At 45.3% G+C, this 21,827-nt stretch carries 22 protein-coding genes; 13 read left to right on the top strand and 9 right to left on the bottom strand.

What is annotated here, in order from left to right; all coding sequences use genetic code 11:
* Nucleotides 1-508: 508 nt before the first annotated feature.
* Nucleotides 509-3,262: a cation-translocating P-type ATPase gene (locus HOP38_RS16645; RefSeq protein ID WP_198558531.1), complete on the top strand. Its 2,754-nt coding sequence runs from the start codon at nt 509-511 to the stop codon at nt 3,260-3,262.
* Between the two features lie 173 nt (nt 3,263-3,435).
* On the opposite strand, the gene asnC is transcribed toward HOP38_RS16645, so the two are convergent.
* The gene (gene asnC, locus HOP38_RS16650; RefSeq protein ID WP_006072083.1) at nt 3,436-3,897 is read right to left on the bottom strand and encodes a transcriptional regulator AsnC; all 462 of its coding nucleotides are present in this window, start codon (nt 3,895-3,897) and stop codon (nt 3,436-3,438) included.
* A 148-nt stretch (nt 3,898-4,045) separates the two neighbouring features.
* On the opposite strand from asnC, the gene HOP38_RS16655 reads away from it, so the two are divergent.
* Nucleotides 4,046-4,825 carry a class I SAM-dependent methyltransferase gene (locus tag HOP38_RS16655; RefSeq protein WP_006072084.1) on the top strand — a complete coding sequence of 260 codons (780 nt, stop codon included), beginning with the start codon at nt 4,046-4,048 and terminating at the stop codon, nt 4,823-4,825.
* 131 nt (nt 4,826-4,956) lie between these two features.
* Entirely contained in the window at nt 4,957-5,472 is a 516-nt protein-coding gene (locus tag HOP38_RS16660; protein WP_006072086.1) for a hypothetical protein, read from the top strand.
* A 19-nt stretch (nt 5,473-5,491) separates the two neighbouring features.
* Here HOP38_RS16660 and HOP38_RS16665 read toward each other — a convergent pair whose 3' ends face one another.
* On the bottom strand, nt 5,492-6,370 hold the full coding sequence (locus HOP38_RS16665; RefSeq protein WP_038228668.1) for a carboxylate/amino acid/amine transporter: 879 nt from the start codon (nt 6,368-6,370) through the stop codon (nt 5,492-5,494).
* Nucleotides 6,371-6,475: 105 nt separating this feature from the next.
* Nucleotides 6,476-6,901, bottom strand: coding sequence for a universal stress protein UspA (gene uspA, locus HOP38_RS16670; protein ID WP_006072089.1), 426 nt, complete (start codon nt 6,899-6,901; stop codon nt 6,476-6,478).
* Nucleotides 6,902-7,266: 365 nt separating this feature from the next.
* On the opposite strand from uspA, the gene ftnA reads away from it, so the two are divergent.
* The 5 genes from ftnA to HOP38_RS16695 all read left to right on the top strand — a co-directional run bounded on the left by ftnA (nt 7,267) and on the right by HOP38_RS16695 (nt 13,200).
* A complete protein-coding gene (gene ftnA, locus HOP38_RS16675) occupies nt 7,267-7,794 on the top strand; it encodes a non-heme ferritin (RefSeq protein WP_006072091.1) in 528 nt (175 codons plus the stop codon).
* A gap of 69 nt (nt 7,795-7,863) precedes the next feature.
* Nucleotides 7,864-8,187, top strand: a complete 324-nt coding sequence (uspB, locus tag HOP38_RS16680) for a universal stress protein UspB (RefSeq protein ID WP_006072092.1) — start codon at nt 7,864-7,866, stop codon at nt 8,185-8,187.
* A gap of 192 nt (nt 8,188-8,379) precedes the next feature.
* On the top strand, nt 8,380-9,567 hold the full coding sequence (locus tag HOP38_RS16685) for a BaiN/RdsA family NAD(P)/FAD-dependent oxidoreductase (RefSeq protein WP_198558532.1): 1,188 nt from the start codon (nt 8,380-8,382) through the stop codon (nt 9,565-9,567).
* A gap of 327 nt (nt 9,568-9,894) precedes the next feature.
* Entirely contained in the window at nt 9,895-11,181 is a 1,287-nt protein-coding gene (locus tag HOP38_RS16690; protein WP_006072096.1) for an L-cysteine desulfidase family protein, read from the top strand.
* A 696-nt stretch (nt 11,182-11,877) separates the two neighbouring features.
* The gene (locus tag HOP38_RS16695; protein ID WP_038228676.1) at nt 11,878-13,200 is read left to right on the top strand and encodes an SLC5/6 family protein; all 1,323 of its coding nucleotides are present in this window, start codon (nt 11,878-11,880) and stop codon (nt 13,198-13,200) included.
* 63 nt (nt 13,201-13,263) lie between these two features.
* Here the strand turns inward: HOP38_RS16695 and HOP38_RS16700 are convergent, their stop codons facing one another.
* The 6 genes from HOP38_RS16700 to flgA form a co-directional block, all read right to left on the bottom strand.
* The gene (locus HOP38_RS16700) at nt 13,264-14,535 is read right to left on the bottom strand and encodes an NRAMP family divalent metal transporter (protein WP_198558533.1); all 1,272 of its coding nucleotides are present in this window, start codon (nt 14,533-14,535) and stop codon (nt 13,264-13,266) included.
* A gap of 327 nt (nt 14,536-14,862) precedes the next feature.
* Nucleotides 14,863-15,747, bottom strand: a complete 885-nt coding sequence (locus tag HOP38_RS16705; RefSeq protein WP_006072101.1) for a DMT family transporter — start codon at nt 15,745-15,747, stop codon at nt 14,863-14,865.
* 91 nt (nt 15,748-15,838) lie between these two features.
* The gene (locus HOP38_RS16710) at nt 15,839-16,561 is read right to left on the bottom strand and encodes a lytic transglycosylase domain-containing protein (RefSeq protein ID WP_124940490.1); all 723 of its coding nucleotides are present in this window, start codon (nt 16,559-16,561) and stop codon (nt 15,839-15,841) included.
* On the bottom strand, nt 16,551-16,988 hold the full coding sequence (gene flgN, locus HOP38_RS16715) for a flagellar export chaperone FlgN (RefSeq protein WP_006072104.1): 438 nt from the start codon (nt 16,986-16,988) through the stop codon (nt 16,551-16,553). Before flgN ends, HOP38_RS16710 begins: the two co-directional genes overlap by 11 nt.
* 41 nt (nt 16,989-17,029) lie before the next feature.
* The gene (gene flgM, locus HOP38_RS16720) at nt 17,030-17,314 is read right to left on the bottom strand and encodes a flagellar biosynthesis anti-sigma factor FlgM (protein ID WP_006072105.1); all 285 of its coding nucleotides are present in this window, start codon (nt 17,312-17,314) and stop codon (nt 17,030-17,032) included.
* 161 nt (nt 17,315-17,475) lie between these two features.
* A complete protein-coding gene (gene flgA, locus HOP38_RS16725) occupies nt 17,476-18,198 on the bottom strand; it encodes a flagellar basal body P-ring formation chaperone FlgA (protein ID WP_198558534.1) in 723 nt (240 codons plus the stop codon).
* 133 nt (nt 18,199-18,331) lie between these two features.
* On the opposite strand from flgA, the gene flgB reads away from it, so the two are divergent.
* From flgB to HOP38_RS16750, 5 genes are read left to right on the top strand one after another with little or no spacing between them, the layout of a single operon-like run.
* The gene (gene flgB, locus HOP38_RS16730) at nt 18,332-18,694 is read left to right on the top strand and encodes a flagellar basal body rod protein FlgB (protein ID WP_006072109.1); all 363 of its coding nucleotides are present in this window, start codon (nt 18,332-18,334) and stop codon (nt 18,692-18,694) included.
* 2 nt (nt 18,695-18,696) lie between these two features.
* Complete coding sequence (gene flgC / locus HOP38_RS16735) at nt 18,697-19,131, top strand: flagellar basal body rod protein FlgC (RefSeq protein ID WP_006072110.1); 435 nt, start codon at nt 18,697-18,699, stop codon at nt 19,129-19,131.
* Complete coding sequence (flgD, locus tag HOP38_RS16740) at nt 19,131-19,808, top strand: flagellar hook assembly protein FlgD (protein WP_198558535.1); 678 nt, start codon at nt 19,131-19,133, stop codon at nt 19,806-19,808. Before flgC ends, flgD begins: the two co-directional genes overlap by 1 nt.
* A 58-nt stretch (nt 19,809-19,866) precedes the next feature.
* Nucleotides 19,867-21,063 (top strand): flagellar hook protein FlgE, encoded by a 1,197-nt coding sequence (flgE, locus tag HOP38_RS16745; RefSeq protein WP_006072114.1) that lies wholly within the window; start codon nt 19,867-19,869, stop codon nt 21,061-21,063.
* A gap of 10 nt (nt 21,064-21,073) precedes the next feature.
* Entirely contained in the window at nt 21,074-21,805 is a 732-nt protein-coding gene (locus tag HOP38_RS16750) for a flagellar basal body rod protein FlgF (protein WP_006072116.1), read from the top strand.
* Nucleotides 21,806-21,827 lie beyond the last annotated feature (22 nt).

Here is a 21,827-nt window from a genome sequence, read left to right on the forward strand (position 1 = left end):
GAGGGCTTTTTTATTATGTTGAGAAAGCGAATTTTACCGGCTGAGCCAATAGTTAAGTGGGTAGAAAAAACCGTTAAGATGATATATCTCCCCAATTGAATAACTATTGAATAGCGATTAATAATCGATAATTCGTCATCAAAACCTTCCGACCTTGAACAAGGCCCGTCGTGTAAACAAGTTTCAATATTCGAAAAAACAGAAGTGTTATTTCAGTGAAAATTAGGTGTTATTAAAATCTGCTTACAATGAATAATTTGTTCTAAGCTCTGAATAAAAAACTAGTTTGTTTTAAGTCAAAGAATCGTCCTAGAGTGCATGTAAGCGCTCCGAAAGTTAATTACAAGCCTATTTGGTTTCGGGTAATTTATTTTTACTCATCGCTTACGCATTAATTGTTAATAAACATGCAAACGGCGTTGAGATTTTAAAAATTTATATTCAGCGATTGCTTTTTATCGGTTTGCCATTCTACCGGTGTCGACTGAATTTATTCGGAGTATCCCCTATGACTAAAAAGTGGTTCACTGAAACCGTTGAGAAGACCCAGCAGATGATGGGTGTAGCGCCAGAGCAAGGTTTGTCTTCACAAGAAGCGGCGGAGCGTCAATCTCAGTACGGTAAAAACGAACTTCAAGAAAAGGCAGGAAAATCTGCGCTTGAACTCTTTGCTCATCAATTTAAAAACCCACTGATCTTCATTCTAGGTGTGGGTGCCATTGTTTCCTATTTCACTGGACACTTAGTGGATGCTATCGCGATTACCGCGATCATCTTTATCAATGCGCTTATCGCATTCTGGCAAGAATTTAAAGCTCAGAAAGGGATGGAAGCGCTGCGCCAAATGGCCGCACCGTCTGCACAAGTGAAGCGTGATGGTGAATGGATTGATATTCCAGCTAGCGACATCGTGCCTGGTGATATCTTAAAAATCAGCACAGGTGACATCCTAGCGGCTGACGTTCGTATCTTAGAAGCTAATCGTCTATCTATCGACGAAGCGGCACTGACTGGTGAATCTGAGCCGGTAGATAAAACGGCTAAAGTGATTGACGACGAAACGGTAGGTCTTGGGGACCAGTTAAACATGGGCTTTATGACTACCATGGTTACGTCGGGCACGGGTCTAGGTTTAGTTGTGGCGACAGGTATGCAGACCGAAGTAGGTCACATTGCCGACCTGATGGCGAACACTGAAGAAACTAAGACACCAATGCAAGAGCGTATGGATACCATCGCCAAGACTTTGATGCTAGTTGCGCTTGGCGTTGTAGCAGTAGTGTGTGCGATTGGTCTTTATTATGGCATGCCTTGGCTAGAGATCTTAAATACAGGTATCTCACTGTCGGTAGCCGCTATTCCTGAAGGTCTTCCTACGGTTATCACTATTGTTCTGACCATGGGTTCTACTCGTATGGTGAAGAATAATGCTCTGGCTAAGCAGTTGGCGGCGATAGAGACTTTAGGTTCTACTACAGTTATCTGTTCAGATAAAACAGGTACGCTCACTCAAAACCAAATGCAGGTAATGAAGGCGTATGATGCAAGCGGTCGTTACTGGGAAGTAAGTGGTAAAGGCTTCAGCCCAGAAGGTCAATTTAAGCCGCTATCGCACAGCACAGATGCAAAACAAAGCCCAGAGATGATGAAAGGGCTAGTGGTTGCAACATTATGTAATGACTCTGAATACATCATGGATGGCGACAAGTCGACGGTTCGTGGTAATCCAACAGAGGGCGCCCTGATTGTGGCGGCGGCGAAGGCGGGTCTTAACCAATCTGAGATGCTGACTTCAGGCGGCTATTCAATTGTTGAGAAGTTCCCATTCGACTCTTCTCGTAAGATGGCATCAGTGATTGTTAAAGATCCAGAGGGTAACCATTTCCTAGCGATTAAAGGTGCACCAGATGTGATTCTTCGCAATGCTGCAGGCTTTATGGTTGATGGTATGCCAGTAGACCACACACCAACCGCGACAGACGGCAACTTAGCGCTAGCGGCAAGCCCGAGCGAAGAGATTGTGGCGAACTATGAAGCGGCGATTGAGAACTTTGCTCAAGATGCATTACGTACGCTAGCGGTTGGCTATAAAGCGTTATCTGAAGCTGACCTTGAGCGTGACCATAGCGAGCTTGAGAAAGACATTACTGTGCTTGGCCTATACGGCATCATGGATCCACCGCGTCCTGAAGTACGCGATGCCATTGAAAGCTGCTACCAAGCAGGGGTAAGAACGGTAATGATCACAGGTGACCACGCGCTAACTGCCGCGGCGATTGCTCGTGATATCGGTATCATCCGTAGTGAGAAAGACTTGGTTGTGACGGGGGCAGAGCTCGATGAGATGGACGATGATAAGCTTCGTCAAATCTGTCCAGACGTTGCGGTATTTGCCCGTGTAACGCCAGAGCACAAGTTACGTATCGTTCAAGCTCAACAGTTCAACAACGAAGTGGCTGCGATGACAGGTGATGGTGTGAATGATGCGCCAGCACTGCGCCGCGCAGACATTGGCGTTGCCATGGGTATTACTGGTACGTCGGTTGCGAAAGACTCAGGTGACCTTATCTTACTGGATGACAACTTTAGCACTATCGTGAAAGCGGTACGCCAAGGTCGTCAAATCTTCGATAACCTTCGTAAGTTCATCCGTCAGGCTCTGACAGCGAACGTTGGTGAAGTATCGGTAATCCTGTTCGCATTCTTAATGATGGGCCCAGAAGCTATTTTGCCGCTAACACCATTGATGATTCTATGGATCAACTTGGTATCGGACGGTCTACCAGCACTAGCGTTAGGTGTTGAGCCAGAAGAGAAAGATCTGATGGAGCGTAAGCCTCGCAAACGTAACGAGAGCTTCTTCAGTGACCATCTAGGTACTCGTATCCTGACTCGTGGTCTGGCACTAGGTGGCATGAGCTACATGGCGTTTAACTGGGCACTGACGAACGGTTTCTCAGCGAACTACGCACAGACAATGGCATTTGCGATGCTGGTGTTTGCTCAGCTATGGCACCTATTTGACTCACGTACCTTTACGTCGCTATACCGCAGAAACCCATTCACTAACCCGTATCTACTAGGTGCGGTAGCGGTGTCAGCGATTCTATCGCTAGGGGTTATTTATACCGGTCTAGGTCAGCTAATCTTCAATACGGAAGCGCTAGCAGCAGGTCACTTATTCGGTGTCGTTATGGCAGCATCACTACCGACGCTGGTTATGTCTGCAGTGAAAGAAGCAACGAAGACTAAGTGGGTTTAATCCTTCACTTGGGATAGTAAAAGGGCGCTCTAAAGAGCGCCTTTTTTTGGGTTGGTGGGGCTTTGGAGTAGACCCCTGTCTGCGCAGGGGGGACGGACTTAAAAGTATATTTCCTCAAAATGTTCCGTCATTCCGCTAGCTTCGCAGGAATCTACATACGGCGCACACAACCCTTAAGGATTCACATTGCGACTAATCGGGTTCTGCAACGAGATCAACGTTTCCGTCGATTGTACTTCTTCAATCGCTTGCAGTTTATCGATTAACACGTGCTGCAACTCCTCAATTGAGCGACACATCAGCTTCACGAAGATGTTATATGCCCCTGTGGTGTAGTAGGCTTCAACCACTTCATCCAAGGCATTTAGTTTCTCTAGTGCAGAATGGTAGTCACGCGCAGCGTAAAGGTTAATACCGATAAAACAGCACACGTCGTAGCCGAGTTTTTTGGTATTCACGACCACTTCGGTACCTTCGATAATTCCAGCGGCTTTCATCTTTTCAATGCGCACATGGATAGTGGCAGGGCTGACATCGAATTGCTTCGCCATCTCTGCATAGGGGCGACGGGCATCTTCCATCAGTGTTTTTAGGATCGCTTTGTCGAGGTCATCAAGTCCATTAGTGGCATGCATATCGAGTCCTAGGTTATGGTCGTATTGATGGGGCTAAAGCTTATCACTATTTCCATCTGGTCGTCTTAGTGCGGATCACGGTTATTGGTCACCGTTGCGACTTGAGGTAAACTTGCGCGCTATACCTTAGCCTTATTCGGAGCCTATCTTGCAAATCCAACTTATCTGCGAACATGAGCCACGCCAACAACAGCTACTGGATCTTGCCAGTCGTTGGGGCTTAACGGCGTGCCAATCGTCTGAGTTCGCTCTGGTTTTAACTGAAGAAAGGCTAGAACTACGCAAGTTGGATGAGCCTAAACTAGGCGCTATCTTTGTTGATCTTGCTGGTGGTGCGGTGGCTCATCGTCGTAAGTTTGGAGGTGGCAAGGGACAGGCTATTGCTAAAGCGGCAGGGTTAAATAAAGGTGCGACCCCCACCGTTCTTGATGGAACAGCAGGTCTGGGCCGCGATGCTTTTGTACTAGCTTCTCTGGGCTGTAAAGTACAAATGGTAGAAAGACACCCGGTAGTGGCCGCTTTACTTGATGACGGTCTTTCACGTGCCAAGCAGGACGAAGAAATCGGAGAGTGGGTCAGCGAGCGAATGTCTCTGTTGCACGCATCAAGCTTGGAAGCTTTGGATTCCCTCGCCGATGACAGCCAGTTTGAACGCCCCGATGTCGTTTACCTTGACCCGATGTACCCGCATCCAGAAAACAAGAAAAAATCTGCTCTGGTAAAAAAAGAGATGCGAGTTTTCCAGTCTTTGGTCGGCGCTGATACAGATGCCGATGGGTTACTGGAGCCAGCTCTGAAGCTTGCGACTAAGCGGGTTGTGGTGAAACGTCCTGATTACGCCAATTGGCTGGATGAGAAAAAACCGACAATGGCGATTGAAACCAAAAAAAACCGTTTTGATGTTTATGTCAACGCATCAATGAGTTAACGCTCTTCATTTGTTTATTTGAGTAATTTGCTCGTTGTAACTGGAGCAAGTTACTTGAAACTGCCCGCATTAGACGTTATATCTAACTAAGAATCATTCCTGTTTTCGTTGTCTGGGTGTTGGAGAGTGGTATGAGTAAGCGTCTGTGTAAGTTAAATCGTCGTGATATTAGCGACAACCTCGGTGAAATACACCGATTAGTCACTGAGCCTAAATACCTATGCCGCTCCTGTTCCCGATCTTCTGTGGACAAATCAACGCTGTGCAAGCCTGCCGCGATTCCTCCTGCCTCTTGTCAAAATAAGCCAGTTCACGAGCAACAGCAATGTGGTGTTCTTGCTGAAGCTTTGCCTCAAATTCGCCCTGCTAAGTTGGAAAAGCTCTCAGAGAAAAAAGTCAGCAAAACATCAGTGTTAGAGGCAAATTTGATTGATTCAGAGATGATGGACGTCGTGGACAAAAAAGCGGTAAAACGAGCCAAGAAGGCCCTAAAGGCACAGAAAAAAGCTCAGAAGAAGTTGCTGAAAGTACTCAAGAAGAGCCAAAAGCTCGCTCGTAAACAGAGTAAGTTGGAACAGAAGTATCAGCTCGCGGCCAATGTGGTTGAGAAGCAGGTTGTTAAAGTGCAGCCAGAACAGCTGCACTAGTTTTCTCTAGATGGAAGTCCTAAGCGTTATTGAACTGGGCTTCCGCTCTCGGTTTCACCCACAGTTCGTTGACCACTAACGACAGCAGAATGATTCCGCCTCCAATCGACAGTTTTACTAAATCCACATCGCGATTCCAAATCACAATATTGACGATAAGCCCGGCAGGAACCAATAAGTTATTCATCACGGCTAGCGCCCCTGCATTGACCAGACACGCCCCTCTGTTCCAAATGAAATACCCCAAGCCCGATGCAATTACACCCAAGTAAATCAGCACGCCCCATTGCAGGCTGGTGGTCGGCATCTTGTCAAAACTGCCAAACAGCGCAAAGGCGATCGTTGCCACGATGGTTGCTCCAAAGTAGAAGTAACCAAACACACTATGCTGTGGCAGTTCAACGTCTGCTTGCTCCATCACATATTTATAACCAACCTGTCCAATAGCAAAACAGAGGTTGGCTCCCTGTACCACGAGAAAGCCCGTGATGAAGTTGTCGTTGATACCTGCAAATTTGATAAAGGCAGCGCCAGCCACCGCAATCGCGGCAGTGATAAAATACCAAGGAGAAAAGCGTCCTTTTAGGAAGTCATAGAAAAGTGTTACGTAAATGGGAGTAAAAACAGTGAACAGCAACACTTCAGGTACGGATAGCAATAAGAAGGACTGATAGTAGAAGCAATACATCAAGCCTAGTTGGATACCACCAATGGCCATCAGCTTGGCTTTTAAGGCTCCTGGCACTTGTCTAAAGTTAGTAAAAGGCAAAAAGACTAACGCGGCTAGCACCACACGCATTAGAACTGAGAACCACGAATCCACCTGACCCGCTAGATAGACCCCGATTAGGCTAAAAGAAAAAGCCCAAAGCAGAGTGACAGAATAAAGATAACCCATTGCTTAAACATGTTGTTAATGTGAACGATGGAGCTATTGTAACATCTTTGTGAATCAATACAGATCGGATCAAAAAAGGCTTCTTTCGAAGCCTTTTACTGCAAGTTAGTCCTTAATCGGAACCACTAACATATCGACAGGTGAGGTATTGATAAGCTGGCGAGTCGAAGACAGGATTTTACTCCAGAAATCTTGGTGATGACCACATACCACAAGGTCGACATTGTATTCACCAATGGTATCGCGTAGCTCGTTACTTAAATCACCACTACCTACTAATGAATGCTTAATTGGGTAACCTGCGTATTCTGCGAAATCTCTTAATTGAGTCATCGAGGCTTCCATCGCCTGATGTTGTGTCTCGGCCATGTTTAAATCAATCAGCCCGGTGTACAGCTCGGCATAATTGACATCAATATGGATAAATGAAACCTCTGCATCCAGTGGCTTCGCGAGAGAGACCGCCTTGTCTATGAGCATTTTGCTTTCTTCTGAGAGATCTAATGCGACCATAATATGTTTATAACTCATAACGCACTCCTCCTGACGTTAGTACTATGGAAAACATAGCATTTTCCTCCTTAAAATTATGTTGATGTGATCTCAAATCGTTATCCAAAGTACAAATTACAGGCGGTCATTCGTGATCCTGTGAAGACATATCGCGTTTGAACAGAGAGCCTGTTTTGCGCCAGCTAGAGATGAAAAAGTGGAGTCCATAAAGTTAATTCTCAGCAACAAGACAATAAATTGTGAGCAAAGTCGCCAAAGTTTTCTAGAATCAAAAGTAGCGATTGAGTATCCAGCAGGTTGCGAGTTTGGGTTTGAGATCAGAGACTCCTCAATAAGTTATGTTATAGTGGCGTTAACTTTTGAAATAAAATTAGGAGTCTAGAATGCTTTCTCCAGCAATGGTTCAGCATCTGAATGAGCAAATTAACCTCGAATTCTTCTCATCCAATCTATACTTACAAATGAGTGCTTGGTGTGAAGACAAAGGTTTTGAAGGCGCGGCGCTATTTCTTCGTAAACACGCTGACGAAGAAATGCAGCACATGCACAGACTGTTTACTTATGTGAGTGAGACTGGTGCGTTACCGATTTTAGGTAGCATCGAAGCTCCAAGACATGATTTCGAAAGTCTAGGTGATGTGTTCCGTGAAACTTATAAGCATGAGCAGATGATTACTGAAAGAATCAACAAGCTTGCTCATGTGGCGTTCACCGCTCAGGACTACTCAACGTTTAACTTTCTTCAGTGGTATGTTGCGGAGCAACACGAAGAAGAAAAATTGTTTAAAGGGATCTTAGATAAGCTAGAACTCGTAGGTGAGAATGGTCAGGCGCTATTCTTTATCGACAAAGATTTAGCAGTGTTAGCAAAAGAGGGTTCTTCTTCCATTATGGACGCCCCAGCTGAGTAATCTCAGCGTCTAAAAGTCGACTGTTCGTCTTTTTCTCTTGGGTGTCTAGGAAGATGTAGGGAGGAAAAGATGATCAGTGGAGACACTATTCTATTAGCATTGATGCTCATTACCTCAGTCAATATGGCGAGGTATCTGACAGCACTACGCGCACTTATATTCATCATGCGTGAAGCGCATCCGTTGCTCTATCAGCAAGTGGATGGACGAGGCTTCTTTACGGCGCACGGCAATATGTCGAAGCAAGTGAGACTGTATCACTATCTCAAAACTAAAGAATACCTCCACCACCACGATCCAGTGTTTACCGGAAAGTGCGACAGAGTGCGTGAGCTGTTTGTACTTTGCTGTGCGCTTATTGGTGTCACCTTGTTTGCTGGATTTTTGCTTTAACGACAAAGCATTACGGCACCTTTTATAAGGTGAGATTGAGGTAACACAAGGATAAGGCGTTGTCGCGAACCGGGCTAATGGCTCCGGGGAGTTGGCTTTATTTAATGAAGTCGCTAAAATAGCGCCAAATTGTCGAAAGGATGTGCAATCAGCACATCCTTTTTTTATTGAAATTCTTGTCGGAACGTCGTGATGAGTCAAAAAGTAGATGTGGTTGTTATTGGTGCTGGTGCTGCAGGTTTAATGTGTGCAGCAGAAGCGGGAAAACGTGGGCGTAGTGTGCTCGTGCTTGATCACGCCAAAAAACCAGGTCGAAAAATTCTTATCTCTGGTGGTGGTAAATGTAATTTCACCAACTACGACGTTTCTGCCAGTAACTATCTGTGTAGCAATCCACACTTTGTGAAATCGGCCCTGTCTCAGTATACCAACTGGGATTTTATTGCCATGGTGAGCAAATACGGCATTGAGTTTGAAGAGCGCGATCACGGCCAACTGTTCTGTTTAGAGTCGGCAAAAGATATCGTCAAGATGCTGCTGTCAGAATGTGAAACACCGAATATTCGCTTCCGTTATCAAACCGACGTACACAGTATTGAGAAGACGGAGTCCGGTTTCTCTTTGCACGCTGATACTGATGTTATCGAATGTGAATCATTGGTTGTCGCTACTGGTGGGTTATCGATGCCTAAACTGGGGGCAACCCCGTTTGGTTATAAGATTGCTGAGCAGTTTGGTCTCGAAGTAAAACCTACAACTGCGGGTTTAGTGCCATTTACTCTGCACAAGGAAGACAAAGAGGATTTTGCGGAGCTATCGGGTATTGCGGTACCTGCGGAGATTACCGCTAATGACGGCACTTTGTTTAAAGAAGCCTTGCTGTTTACTCACCGTGGTCTGTCTGGACCGTCAGTGCTACAGATTTCTTCTTTCTGGAAGCCGGGTCAAAGTGTGTCGGTTAACCTAGCTCCAGAAGCGGATATTGATGAACTGCTTGCTCGTTCGTTGGAAAAGCACCCAAATCAAAGCTTGAAGAATACTCTGGCACGTGTGCTTCCTAAACGTTTAGTGGAAGTGCTTATTGAGCGCAAAGTATTTGCAGACAAACCATTGAAGCAGTACCACGCCAAAGAGTTGGTGGCAATTCGCGAAGCATTAGAGCACTGGAAAATCGCACCGAATGGCACTGAAGGGTATCGAACGGCTGAGGTGACGCTTGGCGGTGTGAATACCGATCATCTCTCTTCTAAAACGATGGAATGCAAATCGATCCAAGGTTTGTTCTTTATTGGCGAAGTCATGGACGTCACAGGCTGGCTTGGTGGCTACAACTTCCAGTGGTGCTGGTCTTCCGGTTTTGTAGCTGGTCAGCACGTTTAATTAGCCACCCTTATTCAGCATTCTCTCCCGTTGGGCTTCTACACATTTAGAGAAGTCCATCGTGTACTAACTCTCATCTTCAACTCTCTTTATCCTATCTAAAAATGTGATGCACTTAAAAGACCTTACTTTTAAAGGGGTAATTGGAGAAAATAATTCTCCAATTTTGGTTTTTGATAGTAAATAAGGTAAAAAAAATCTCTAACAAAGCTCGTATAGTGTACCTATTCGCTTAAAAGCATATCAGCCTGAAACGCTTGTTGAACGGGTTGAGATTCATAATTTTCGGTCTTGGAATTCTGAGGCTTGGTGAGTATAGGTGTATTTATGAGAACTGAACTTTGGGATGGTTTTACCCGCTTAATTAAAAAAGAAGTCGTACCTGCATTGGGTTGTACTGAGCCAGTATCGGTTGCACTAGCTAGTGCGATTGCCGCTCAAAAGCTTGCTGGAGATATCCAGATGATCTCGGTCCATGTTTCTCCTAACTTAATGAAAAATGGTATGGGTGTTGGTGTTCCAGGCACTGGAATGGTTGGGTTGTCGATCGCGGCCGCTATCGGTGCCGTGGCTGGTGAGCCAGAGGCTGGGCTTGAAGTTCTCAAAAATATTACGCCAGAAGATGTGACTCAAGCGAAATCATTGCAAAGTGCAGTGACGGTCGAAGTAGCCGACGTGCTCAACATTATTTATGCCAAAGTCGTGGTCAGTGATGGTGAACATCGCGTCGCTGTGACCATTGCAGACAGCCATACTAATGTAGTGTCGATTGAAGAGGATGGCTTAACCACTTACATCAATACACAAGAGCAAGAGGCAGAAACAGCTTCTGAGCCAACAGAAAGTCCAATGAAAGATGCTTGTGCACAGGACATTTTTGACTTTGCTCTGAATGCGCCGTTAGAAAGCATCAGCTTTATTGAGCAAGCCTATCAGCTGAACAATGACCTATCCCATGAAGGGTTAAGCCAAGACTATGGTTTGCAAGTTGGCGCTACATTTAAGCGTAATGTCGACAAAGGTTTGCTTGCTAAAAGCTTGATGACGGACGTACTTTGTCGAACTTCGGCTGCGTCGGATGCTCGTATGGATGGTGCGATGAAGCCAGCGATGAGTAATTCGGGTTCGGGAAATCAAGGTATTTCCGCAACAATGCCTGTTGTGGTAGTAGCTGAGCATGTGCATGCTGACCGAGAAACCATGATTCGAGCACTGATGTTATCTCATTTAATGGCAGTCTATATTAAGAGCTATCAACATAAATTGTCGGCACTATGCGGAGCGACAACCGCTTCGATGGGAGCTGCGGCCGGAATGACATGGCTTCTCGGTGGTAACTTCAAACAAATTAGCGATGCGATATGTAGCATGATTGGTGACGTGGCAGGCATGATTTGCGATGGTGCGAAAACCAGTTGCGCTATGAAGGTCTCATCCTCTGCTGGTGCTGCTTTTAAGGCGACATTGATGGCGTTGGATGGTATTCGCGTAACAGGAAACGAAGGCATTGTCTCAGAAAATGTGGATGAGTCTATTCGTAATCTTTCTAGTCTTGCAAATGGCGCGATGACTCAGACTGATGTTCAAATTCTAGAGATCATGGTGAACAAGTAACGCTCTTTGGTGCCCAAATTGCTCTATGTGTTGATACGTAAAAATAAGCTAAATTGAATACAATAAAAGGCCAATGCTTCATTGGCCTTTTTTACTTTTCTTGTAGGGTTGTTTTCTTCAGCCTAAAACCACCTTCTTTCCTCTCTTTATGGAGCGTATATTCGTGCTTAATAGCATGTTAGTAATATTTGTTATTAACGTTATTTTCTGTGTAATTGTTGAATTTATATTGCAAAGAAATACCTATAAGTAGATTTTAGAACAAATTTCATAAAAGGGTTTATTATTCTTATTTGAAATAAAAGGCTTTTTATATATTGTTATTTATTATTAGTGCAGATATAAAATAAGAGGAAATTGGTTCGGTTATTTATTTTTGGTTATTTTATTTCTTATTGTGTGATCTTGTTCAACTTGAAGGACATATTAGTTAACGTTTTTATTGTTGTTAAATATTGTGCTATGTCACAAATATGCATTGTTTAAAGTTGGGTTTTATTGATTGTAATCAAAGTGAGAAATTGTTTTTGTGCGGTGTCTCTATGAGTAGAATTATATTCTAATTATCTATTTTAATTTAAGAAAAGGAAAAAAATTTTCTCATATTGTTAATGTACTCTCTAAAAATCATCTAAGTTCCACTTAGAAAATAACAAAAAAATAGAACAATAATTAATTCCAAAACGGAGACGTACAATGACACAGATTAGTGATGGCATCGAGCTAAGAGAGCAAGAAACGCCTTACGAAAAAGCAGGAATGTCGCTGCAAGAATGGCAAAAAGCCATTAAATTCGATAGCGTAGATATTGGTTGGATTGTGATGAGTATCGGCATGGCTATTGGTGCTGGTATCGTATTTCTTCCGGTTCAAGTCGGGGTAATGGGACTTTGGGTTTTCTTACTCTCTTCGGTTATTGGTTACCCTGCTATGTACTTATTCCAGAAGCTGTTCATTAATACATTGGCTGAATCAAAAGAATGTACTGACTATCCGGGAGTCATTACTGGCTATTTAGGCAAGAACTGGGGTATGGCTTTAGGTGCATTATATTTCATCATGCTAGTTATCTGGGTGTTAGTTTATTCCCTAGCAGTGACTAATGACAGTGCATCATACCTGCATTCATTTGGAGTGACAGAAACGAAGTTAAGCGATAATGTTTTTTATGGATTAGCACTTATTTGTGTGCTTTCTTTTATCGGCTCTAAAGGTGAAAAGCTGTTGTTTAAACTGTCTGGGTTTATGGCTGTAACGGTCCTCTCACTGGTTGCACTAATGGGTGTGCTTTTGGTTGCAAGATGGGATTTTAATAATATTCCAGCGGTGGGCAATATAGGCCCTATGATTAAAGATGCCATTATTACTCTACCATTTACGCTGACCTCAATTTTATTCATCCAGTCTCTTAGCCCGATGGTGATTTCTTATCGCTCTCACGAGAAGTCTATCGAAGTTGCGCGTTATAAAGCGACCCGTGCGATGAAGATTGCCTTTGCGATTCTCTTTGTTATCGTATTCTTCTTTGCTGTTTCCTTTACGTTTGCTATCAGCCAAGACCAAGCGGCTGATGCAATGAACCAAAACATTTCTGCGTTAGCGATTATTGCTAAATACTTCCCAGGCAGCTGGGCGACCATTGCTGGTATCGTAATCAATATCTTTGCTGTTGTGACGTCTTTCTTCGGCGTATTCTTGGCATTCAAGGAAGCGTGTACTGGTTTGGCTATGAATGTGATTCTACGTAAATACGATGAGTCTCAAGTAGATGCTAAATTGATCAGCAAGTTGGTTACTGTTTTCATTATTTTACTTGCTTGGGGTGCTATCGCCATCAATGCTCCAATCCTATCATTTACTTCGATTTGTAGCCCTGTGTTTGGTTTGGTTGGCTGTTTGATTCCAGCGTACTTGGTGTATCAAGTCCCGCACTTAGCGAAATATAAAGGCATGGCGACCAATATGATTATCGTAACGGGTATCCTGCTTTGTATCTCTCCGTTCTTAGCGTTCTTGTAATCAAATACATAATTATACGCTAGCCTAAAAAAACGCCGAGCATTGAGCTCGGCGTTGCTGTTTTTACATTATCCATTTCCACCAAATGAATAAGGCGAGGAAACCGAACAAATAGATTAAGCCTAGAATTGACAGTGCTTTTAGCTTACTGCCCATTTGGAGAGCTGTCGGTAGCTCCGTTTTAGAGACAAGAATGTAGTTCAAAAGAGCAAAAATAGGCGTCGTCACAAAGGCCATGATCATCGCAAAGTTGAGCATTGGCATTAGCGCTTGAGCAAAGAAGGCGATGATAGAGATCGCGACAATAGAAACCACGATGACCCAGGCTTGATAAGTCTTCGGATTTTCTTCCGTTTGATTTTGTAGCAGACGTTGTGACTCCGCGATTGCGCGTGAATAACCGTCGATCACCGTGATAGTACTACCAAAGATACAGAAGAAGGCGATGACCGCAATTAGATAACGAGACCATTCACCGATGGTCGAAGCATACATGCTCACCAACTGATGGGAAAATCCTACGCCTGATGCTGAAAGCTCAGTACCAGAGCCATGAATTACCAAAGCACCTAAGGCGACAAAAACAATCGCCAATACTACTGTACCAATATAACCGACGTTGAAATCAAACAGAGCAGACTCAGCAGTTACTTTTTGTTTCTTACACTGACTCTTGAGCCACATAGATGTGATGCTAGAAATCTCAATTGGAGCAGGCATCCAACCCATGGTAACCACAATGAAGCCAATGGCGGCAATCGTCCAAGGAGAAGGGGATTGATAATCTGCCGGAGCTACACTGCCGTTAGAAGCGGCGATAACGACAGCTGTAACCGTCGCAACGGTGAGTGTTGCCATGATGGCTTTTGACAGCCCATCCAATGCCCTGTAGTGCCCTGCAAACAGAATTGCTACACAAGTCACTAAGACCACGCCACATAGAGCTAACGAAGGTAGTTCAAAAGGTAGGAAATAACCAAGTAGGCTGGCACTGAATAGTAGAAGCGCTGCGGTGTTTACCACTGCAGAAATAACATTGAGAATCGTGAAGACCCAAAGGTAGCCGCGACCAAGTCCCGCGTAGCCTTGAATAAGGCTATCACCAGTACCTACGGTATATTGAACACCTGCTCGGAAGAATGGGTATTTAAATAGGTTTACGAGCAGAATGAGTGCAGCTAATTGCCAACCATAAATAGCACCTGCTTTGGTTGAAGCGACGAGATGTGAACCGCCAACGGCAGCGGCAGCCATCATAATACCGGGGCCAAGTGAACGAATTAATTGAGAGATGCCGGGACGAGCGGCACTGGATGAAGGAATGGAGTTATCCATAAAGCATTTCCTTTGTCATTATTATCCGTAGAGGGAGTGTTGGGCTGTATCTAAATATTTACACTTTGATTATTAATTTATTTAGTGCGCTTACATTTCTACAGGTTTTTTAGAGTGATGCAATGCCAAAAAGGCCATGTCATTTTCCAGTTTGGAGTTAATGATTGTTTTGGTGGTTTTTTCTGGAGTTTTATGCTGATAAAGAGAGGGGCGGAAAAGGTTCGTTTTTGAGATCTAGGTAAAAAAAGTATGAAAAAAACGGCTGATGATGCAGTAAACCAAACGTTTAAAACGCTTGGTTTACTGCAGTTGATAAGCGGAGTGAAGTTATGCTTTGCGTTTGATTTGCTGAACAACTAGTCCGATAACAATCAGTACTAAGCCAACTAACGTGGATGGATGTATTTCTTCGCCGATAACATATGCTAGCAACATCAAAGAAATAAACGGTGATGCAAATATAAGGTTACTTATACGAGCGGTGTTCTGTGTTAGTTTCAGAGCACTTAGCCATAAGACAAAGGTTATGCCCATCTCAAATAGACCCACATAAGACACCGCGAGCCAACCTTTGATGCTGATGGTTGACCACGCTGCGCCTTCATAAAGTGCGACGGCAAAGGCAAACGGTAGTGCGACTAAAAAACCGAGTAACACACCAACAACAGGGTCGGCGGTATTGCGAGTATTTAAGATCCAATAACCCGCCCAAAGTAGAGTAGAAAGCAGGGCTAAACCGACGCCAGCAGGACTATCGAACTGTAATCCCAGTACATCGCCTTTAGTGGCGATAACCACAACACCTAAATAGCCCAACGCACATGCAAACCAGTCTTGAGGGCGAATTTTCTGCTTTAGAAAAACGGCGGCCATTAAGGTCAAGGTAATGGCCCAACTGTAGTTGATGGGCTGAGCTTGCGAAGCCGGTAGCAAGTCGTAAGCTTTGAACAAAATTAGGTAATATGCTAGCGGGTTAATCAAACCAAGTAGCAGATAATAAAATGGGTTTGAGACAAAGGTGGTCTTTACTTGCGACAAGGTACCTTGAAATGCGCAGACTGCGACTAAGGCAAGGGTTGAGGCGAATGAGGCTGCTGCGACCATTTGTGCTGGTGTGAATTCAGCTAAAGTCAATTTAAATGCCGTCGCGACTGTTGACCACAGGAGGACAGCGGACAATCCGAAGATGATTGCCTTGCGTTCGTTATGCATGAAAGTGAGTCTGGGTGAATAGGTTAGAATGTCAGCATCTTACCAGTGAATAAGGTGATGGGAACAAGCAATTTTTAGATTGTTAGCTTAGTCACAGCGAAATCAAGGGGGGCAGTGGTGTTAAGTCGATAAGCGGTGCTTGCTGCCAATGGGTTTCGCTGGCAAACAGCCACATTGTCGTCACGCGATCTTGTCTTAGTGAATTCACGTCGACTAATGCCAATAGAGCATAAAACCGGTGAACGTAGTGTGTGGTCTCAGTGGGTAATCGTAAATCTGAAAATTGCCGACTACCCGCTCTTTTGATGGCTCGCTGTACACGCCCTTCACCTGCGTTGTAGGCGGCGAGAGTCAGGTTAATATCACCGTCAAACTTGTTATACAGAAAGTCGAGATATTGCATCGCCGCATGTGTGCTCGGCGCTATCTCAAAACGTTGGTCGTGCTGCTGAGTCACTGTGAGCCCAAAACGTTTCGCAGTAGCCGGCATTAGCTGCCAAAGCCCGGCTGCTTTTGCAGGCGAAATAGCTTTAGGGTTATAGGAGGACTCAAGCATGGGAACTAAAACTAAACTGTCTGGCAGAGAACGCTTAGAGAGCTGTTTGAAGATCTCATCGACCAAAGGGTTGAATTCTTCAAACTTCTTCATGATCTGTTTTTGGTAAGGCTTTAGAGTGTCTAAATGGGGCTGGATTGCACTCTCTGGCGGCCGACTATTCGCATGACTAGGACGAAACCAGAGACACGCAAAGATAATTCCCACCCATAATAGTAAGTGGTAACAGTAGATGTTGCGGTTCAGGTTACCTGACATGTTCCCCATAACAGTGTTGTTCTTGCCCTGTTAACTCCCCGAGTAACTCATGGAAAGCGGCCGAACTTTGTCCATTGTCATGATTGTACTTTTGACACTCTTTAATCAGCGCCTCTAGAATTTGCCATTGCTTGGCAATACTATCGGACAGCTTGGCTGGCAGAGCGCGAATGAGCTTTTTAGCTCCGTTTTCAGAACATGGTAGTTGCAGTTGTTGCAACGTGTGGCTGCGTTTACTGGCATTGCTTCCTAGTTGCTTGAGAACTGGCAGTTGGTTATGAATATTGTTACTCAATGCTTCACCATCAAACTTTAAGTACAGCGCTTTTTGATGCTGTAGCAGTGCCAATAGCTTGCGATAAAGCTTGATGTCTTCAGAGATTGAAAGTACAAATTGCTGGACTAGCTCTGTCCTTGTTGCTGCCATTTAGTTGCCCTCTTGCTGAGACATAGCCCATTAAATAACGGCTAAGACTCATGTCCTGTATGAAAACGCATTACTGCTTGTGATAACGCTTTGACGTCTAGTCCCAACTCACCTTTCGCCAGTGCATTACGAACTGCCTCAACCTTTGCCATATCGACATTCGGCATTGCGGCAAGTTCGGCTTGGGCTTTATCCAATGCTGCTGTATTGGCATTAAACGCCGACTCAGAAACGGTCTTGCGCGTCGGAGCTTCAGTGGTCTGTGTTTTAGATTGATTAAAGTTGGTTTGAGGGACGTGCCCACCGGCCACCTTGTCGATTTTCATTGCTATGTTGTCCTGTCGCTGTGTCGTTAACAGTATAGGGCGGCAAAAGTGAAGGCAGTATTAAATCTGCCTTGATGAATTTGGGTCTTTTTATTTTTTTACAGCAGAAATCCGATTTGATTCGAGCACTAAAATCGAAAATTGTTATCTTGAGCCAGAAATTAGAACTGAGTGTGAACTTGGTTCAAACCTGTTACCACAGCTCGAATTACTTTCTTAGATTGGCTATTTTGCACCTCGATTTGCTTCCCAGCTCCACCGGTTTCCAACGCAATGCCTTTCGTGCTGGCATTGAATTTTCCTTTTGCTGCAATGATGACGACTTCATTGCCCTTCTCGACGAGCGGGGGCTTGACCACGAAGCTGGCATCAATGATTTGCCCTGTTCGCATACGGCGAGAGACTTGGTTGCCAATGATTTGTGATAAATCGGCAACGAAATGAACGGCGCGATTGAGAGTGCGAGTTTCCAGTTGTACTGATGCAGCAGTGATCTGAGTGTCTCGATTTAATGTTTGACTGGCGACGGCCACAGGCAGCGATAAGGTCACTTTGGCGCTGGTATTGATGCGCCAGTCGTTGTGACCATCTTGGCATTGCACACTGCGTCTTAAGTTGCCTACAGGCAGTGCCTGACTATCTCGGCTTGTGATAATCAATGGTGCTTGGCATTTCGCTAAATGTTTTGCTGACTCTGGAACGAACATCACCAGATTGGTTTCGTAGTGTTGCCAGTTTTGTCTCTGGGCGGTGCGTTCGATCTCCGCCAAGACGGACTGTTGTACTGCCACTTCCACGTCTTGTGGCGTCATTTTTTGCTGAATTTCGGCCTGTGAAGGTAAAGTAAGCAGCAGCAAAAAAGCACTTCCTAGCCACTTCCTCATCCCACGTCTTGCTTCCGTAAAACGGAAGTTCCATTTCCTGATAAATATGTAAGTCATTGTTTTTGTTTTATAAAAAAATTGGCACATATCTTGTTATTTCCCTTGGTACTTCGCCCATTTAAGGACAAGAGACATGGCAATCAGTTTTGATAGTGCATTGGGGGTTCACCCACAAGCACTCAACTTTCGGGTTCAGCGTACCAAGGTGCTTGCTAGTAACTTAGCAAATGTCGATACCCCTGGATACCTAGCCAAAGACTTGAGTTTTACCACCGTGATGAAGCAAGCCAATCCAAATGGTGTGCATACGCCAACACCAAAATTGGACATTGCGACGCAATACTCAGTGCCTTACCAAAACAGTAAAGACGGCAATACCGTTGAGCTCGGTGTAGAGCAAGCCAAGTTCACCCAAAACAACATGGATTTCCAAACCAGTCTGACCTTTATGAATATGAAATTCAGTGGTTTGGCTAAAGCGATAGAGGGACGCTAATCATGTCATTCACTGATATCTATTCCATCGCAGGCTCTGCGATGACGGCGCAAACTGTGCGATTGAACACAGTGGCAAGTAACTTGGCAAACGCTGATGCCGTGTCGGCTAACCCAGATGATGCTTACAAAGCGTTAAAGCCAGTATTTGCCACGGTATACAGTCAAACTCAACTTGCCGCGGGACAAAATGTGTATCCGAATGCGGAAGTGCGCATTGTTGATGTGGTGCAAAGTGATGCCAAAGCCGATCAGCGTTTTGAACCGAATAACCCGCTGGCAAATGAAGAAGGCTATGTGTACTACCCAGGTGTCGATGTGGTGGCGGAAATGGCCGATATGATGTCGGCAACTCGCAGCTTTGAAACCAACGTTGAAGTGCTGGCTAATGTGAAAAGCATGCAGCAAGGCTTGTTGAGACTAGGAGAAGGACGCTAATGAGTATCGCGCAATTTACCGCTCTGGATACGGACACGGCGGTTGCGAGTCAAAGTAATGCTGGTATCGCGGCCAACCCACAAGACATGAACAGCGCAACGTCACTGCAAAATGAGTTTATCACCTTGATGGTGGCGCAGATTCAAAACCAAGACCCACTGAACCCATTAGACGGCACTGAGTATGTCAGCCAATTAGCACAGTTTTCACAGGTACAGAGTACCGAGAATATGTCGATGCTGATGCAAAACAGTATGGTACTGCTGGATAACATGCAGGTGCTTTCCACGGCAGGGCTAGTGGGGCAAACCGTGTATGTCAGTGGTAATGAAGTGGAGTTATCGGACGGGATACAAAGCGGCCGCGTTGAGCTGGCGCATTCATCCAATCAAGTGACCTTAGTTGTAGAAGACGAGTTCGGTCAGAAAACCAAAGTACCGCTTGGCGCACACCCTGCGGGAGACGTGGATTTTTCAATCAACCCTGAAGAGTTGGGTCTTAAGCCCGGTAAGTATTCGATATCGGTAGAGGTTCAAGAAGGTCAGGCGGACCCTAACTTATTGCTTGCCGGTGAAGTGAAGCAAGTACGAATTCCAAGTAACGGAGGCGCAGCCATGGTGAATATCGCTGGTGTTGGCAACGTGCCTTTCTATCAAATCAGTCAGTTTGGTGCCTAGCGCCTACGCTCATCGCACAACAACGTGCTGAGACACATTATCAGAATTAGAGGACATTATGAGCTTTGATATCGCATTAAGTGGCTTGGACGCTACTAACACTCAGCTTAATACCATCAGCCACAATATCGCTAACGCATCGACTTACGGTTTTAAAGAAGCGCGCACAGAATTCTCTGCGGTGTATAACGGTATGCAAGCCGGAGGGGTAGAAGTCGCATCCATCTCGCAAAACTTTGATAAGAACGGTTCGGTTTCGGGAACAGGTCGTGCTATGGACTTGGCCATCAATGGTAATGGCTTCTTCGTCACTAAAGACCATATGGGACAAACGCTGTATACCCGTGCGGGCGTATTTGGTACCGATAAAGACAACTATGTGGTTGGTAATACGGGAGCGAAACTGCAAGGTTATGGTGTTGATAGCAACAATAATCTACTGACGGGCTCAGTGGGTGATCTGAAGATCAGTACTTCATCACTAGCCGCACAAGCGACTGATAAGTTGGACTTCGTGGCTAACTTTGACGCCAGCTCAAAAATCGTCGATCAAACGGTGAATCCTTTTGACCCAGCAGATCCAGATTCTTTCAACTCATCATATACCTCCAAAGTTTATGACTCATTAGGCAACTCGCATACGGTGACTCAGTACTTCACTAAGACTGCAGACAATACTTGGGAAGTGAATGTTCAGGTTGACGGTGGCAGTACGCCAGCACAAACGGTTCCGGTTACCTTCAATCCGGATGGCACACTAGCCTCGCCAACGGGCAGTTTTAACGTTGCGTTTCCTGCGGCAGGTGCGAATGCCATGAGCATCGATATTAGCCTCGAAGGTAGCACTCAGTTTGGAGCGGCATTTGGTGTGAGTACCAACAATCCCAACGGTTACACCTCTGGTGAATTAGCAGGCGTACGCGTTGAAGATAACGGTATGGTGTTTGCGACCTACACCAATGGTCAATCTCAGCTGCAAGGACAAGTGGTGTTAGCCAACTTTGCCAACCCTCAAGGGCTTGCGAAAACTAATGGTACCGCATGGACTCAAAGTTATGGCTCAGGGGCGCCAGTCATGGGCACCCCTGGCTCTGGTGTGTTAGGCGACCTAACGCCGGGTGCATTGGAAGGCTCGAACGTTGACCTGACCTCTGAGCTTGTGAACTTGATGACAGCACAGCGCAACTATCAAGCTAACGCTAAAACCATCTCAACGTCTGACAAGCTCACTCAAGCTCTGTTTAACGCAGTATAAGGTGTAGAGCATGGATAGCTTGTTATTCACAGCAACCACAGGGGCGAGCCGAGTACTCAAAGCGCAACACGTTCGCTCCAACAACTTATCGAACGCGGACACTGCAGGTTTTCGCGCAGATATGGAACGCGTTAAAAGCATTCCCCTACAAGGTTCTGGTTTTGATGGCCGCACTATGGTGGTCACCAACTCGGCAGCGACACGCTTTGATGCTGGCGATGTGGTGAAAACGGGCCGAGCGCTAGACATTGCCATCATGGGTGAAGGCTACATCAGTGTACAAACCCCTACCGGCAATGAGGCATACACTCGTGCCGGTAACATCAAAGTCGATGAACTGGGTGCGATGAGCATCAATGGTTTTGCCGTGGTTGGTGATAATGGCCCGATGGTACTGCCTGAGTTCCAAAAGGTAGAGATCAGTGAACGTGGTCGTGTTTCGGTGATTCCTCCAGGCGGTGGTGCCGAAGTGGAAGTAGGCACATTGAAGTTGGTCAAACCGGATATGAATCAACTGCAAAAGGAAAGCGATAGTTTGCTGCATAGCCTTGATGGCCAACCTTTTGCCGCTGATCCAACGGTAAACCTTGCCCCGGAACATATCGAAGGTAGTAACGTGTCAGCCATTGATGAGCTGCTTAGCGTTATGTCACTTACCAGAAACTTTGAGATGCAAATCCGCATGATGAAAACGGCGGAAACCCTTGCGCAATCCGGCAACAAATTAATGAGTGCGAGCTAATCGCTCGCGCCAAGGAGTAAAC

It is taken from the genome of Vibrio mediterranei (assembly GCF_013364395.1).
Classification (GTDB): Bacteria; Pseudomonadota; Gammaproteobacteria; order Enterobacterales; family Vibrionaceae; genus Vibrio; species Vibrio mediterranei.

Bases quoted from the DNA above. Each gene is read 5' to 3' on its own strand.
- HOP38_RS16645 (WP_198558531.1), top strand. From the start codon at position 509: ATGACTAAAAAGTGGTTCACTGAAACCGTTGAGAAGACCCAGCAGATG.
- asnC (WP_006072083.1), bottom strand. From the start codon at position 3,897: ATGCATGCCACTAATGGACTTGATGACCTCGACAAAGCGATCCTAAAA.
- HOP38_RS16660 (WP_006072086.1), top strand. From the start codon at position 4,957: ATGAGTAAGCGTCTGTGTAAGTTAAATCGTCGTGATATTAGCGACAAC.
- HOP38_RS16665 (WP_038228668.1), bottom strand. From the start codon at position 6,370: ATGGGTTATCTTTATTCTGTCACTCTGCTTTGGGCTTTTTCTTTTAGC.
- uspA (WP_006072089.1), bottom strand. From the start codon at position 6,901: ATGAGTTATAAACATATTATGGTCGCATTAGATCTCTCAGAAGAAAGC.
- ftnA (WP_006072091.1), top strand. From the start codon at position 7,267: ATGCTTTCTCCAGCAATGGTTCAGCATCTGAATGAGCAAATTAACCTC.
- uspB (WP_006072092.1), top strand. From the start codon at position 7,864: ATGATCAGTGGAGACACTATTCTATTAGCATTGATGCTCATTACCTCA.
- HOP38_RS16685 (WP_198558532.1), top strand. From the start codon at position 8,380: ATGAGTCAAAAAGTAGATGTGGTTGTTATTGGTGCTGGTGCTGCAGGT.
- HOP38_RS16690 (WP_006072096.1), top strand. From the start codon at position 9,895: ATGAGAACTGAACTTTGGGATGGTTTTACCCGCTTAATTAAAAAAGAA.
- HOP38_RS16695 (WP_038228676.1), top strand. From the start codon at position 11,878: ATGACACAGATTAGTGATGGCATCGAGCTAAGAGAGCAAGAAACGCCT.
- HOP38_RS16700 (WP_198558533.1), bottom strand. From the start codon at position 14,535: ATGGATAACTCCATTCCTTCATCCAGTGCCGCTCGTCCCGGCATCTCT.
- HOP38_RS16705 (WP_006072101.1), bottom strand. From the start codon at position 15,747: ATGCATAACGAACGCAAGGCAATCATCTTCGGATTGTCCGCTGTCCTC.
- HOP38_RS16710 (WP_124940490.1), bottom strand. From the start codon at position 16,561: ATGTCAGGTAACCTGAACCGCAACATCTACTGTTACCACTTACTATTA.
- flgN (WP_006072104.1), bottom strand. From the start codon at position 16,988: ATGGCAGCAACAAGGACAGAGCTAGTCCAGCAATTTGTACTTTCAATC.
- flgM (WP_006072105.1), bottom strand. From the start codon at position 17,314: ATGAAAATCGACAAGGTGGCCGGTGGGCACGTCCCTCAAACCAACTTT.
- flgA (WP_198558534.1), bottom strand. From the start codon at position 18,198: ATGAGGAAGTGGCTAGGAAGTGCTTTTTTGCTGCTGCTTACTTTACCT.
- flgB (WP_006072109.1), top strand. From the start codon at position 18,332: ATGGCAATCAGTTTTGATAGTGCATTGGGGGTTCACCCACAAGCACTC.
- flgC (WP_006072110.1), top strand. From the start codon at position 18,697: ATGTCATTCACTGATATCTATTCCATCGCAGGCTCTGCGATGACGGCG.
- flgD (WP_198558535.1), top strand. From the start codon at position 19,131: ATGAGTATCGCGCAATTTACCGCTCTGGATACGGACACGGCGGTTGCG.
- flgE (WP_006072114.1), top strand. From the start codon at position 19,867: ATGAGCTTTGATATCGCATTAAGTGGCTTGGACGCTACTAACACTCAG.
- HOP38_RS16750 (WP_006072116.1), top strand. From the start codon at position 21,074: ATGGATAGCTTGTTATTCACAGCAACCACAGGGGCGAGCCGAGTACTC.